1 protein-coding gene is annotated in these 1,256 nt (G+C 31.1%); it reads left to right on the top strand.

Going from position 1 to position 1,256, the window contains the following annotated elements; translation table 11 throughout:
- Positions 1-1,256, top strand: a 1,256-nt coding sequence (locus LZ480_RS19615; protein ID WP_241371226.1) for a non-ribosomal peptide synthetase, incomplete at both ends; no start/stop codon positions are given.

The following is a 1,256-nucleotide window of genomic DNA, read 5'->3' as shown; positions in this document are numbered from 1 at the left end:
TATCCAAGAGATAAGACAATACAAGAATTATTTGAAGAGCAAGTGGAAAGAACACCAAATAATATTGCAGTAGTATTTGAAAAAAGTAAATTAACATATATAGAACTAAATAAAAAATCAAATCAGCTTGCAAGAGTCCTAAAAGAAAAGGGTGTAGGGCCCGATTCTATTGTAGGAATAATGGTAGAGCGTTCTATTGAGATGGTAGTAGGAATAATGGCGATTCTTAAGGCAGGAGGAGCGTACTTGCCTATAGATCCGGAGTATCCTGTAGAAAGAATAAGATATATGCTTAAAGATAGTAAAACTAAAGTGATTTTAACAAAGAATACTATATTAAAAAGCATAGAATTTGACGGAGAAATAGTAGATTTAGAAGATGAAAAAATAAGTTCAAGAGAAAGTTATAACCTGAATAAAATAAATACACCACAGGATTTAGCATATATAATCTATACATCTGGAACTACAGGTAGTCCTAAGGGCGTAATGATAGAACATAAAAATGTAGTAAGCCTAATGTTTAATAACAAAATGGAATTTGATTTTAATGAAAAAGATGTATGGACAATGTTTCATTCTTATTGTTTTGATTTTTCGGTTTGGGAAATGTATGGAGCATTACTTTATGGAGGAAGGTTGGTTCTTTTTCCAAAAGATAAAGCTATTGATACAGAAGAGTTTTTAAAAATTCTAAAAGAAGAAAAGGTTACAGTATTAAACCAAATTCCTACACCTTTTTATAGCCTTATGAATAAAGAATTAGCAAGTAGTGAAAAAGAGTTAAGTTTAAGGTATGTAATATTCGGTGGGGAAGCTTTAAAACCTGAAATGTTAAAAGAATGGATAAAAAAATATCCAAAAACAAAATTGATTAATATGTATGGAATAACAGAAACAACAGTTCATGTAACATATAAAGAAATTGGTGAGAAGGAAATAAATGGAATAATAAGTAATATAGGAAAATCGATACCGACACTGACTACATATATTATGGATACGAATCTAAAATTGTTACCTATAGGTGTGCCTGGAGAACTATGTGTGGGTGGTGAAGGTGTTGGAAGGGGATATTTAAACAGAGAAGAACTGACAGAAGCAAAATTTGTAGCAAATCCATATAAATCAGAAGAAAGAATATATAGATCTGGAGACCTTGCAAGATGGCTACCAGATGGAAATATGGAATACTTGGGAAGAATAGACCATCAGGTAAAGATAAGAGGTTTTAGAATAGAACTAGGGGAAATTGA

It is taken from the genome of Solibacillus palustris, from assembly GCF_022549215.1.
Lineage (GTDB): Bacteria > Bacillota > Bacilli > Bacillales_A > Planococcaceae > Solibacillus > Solibacillus daqui.
This window is presented reverse-complemented; position numbering and strand designations above follow the sequence as displayed.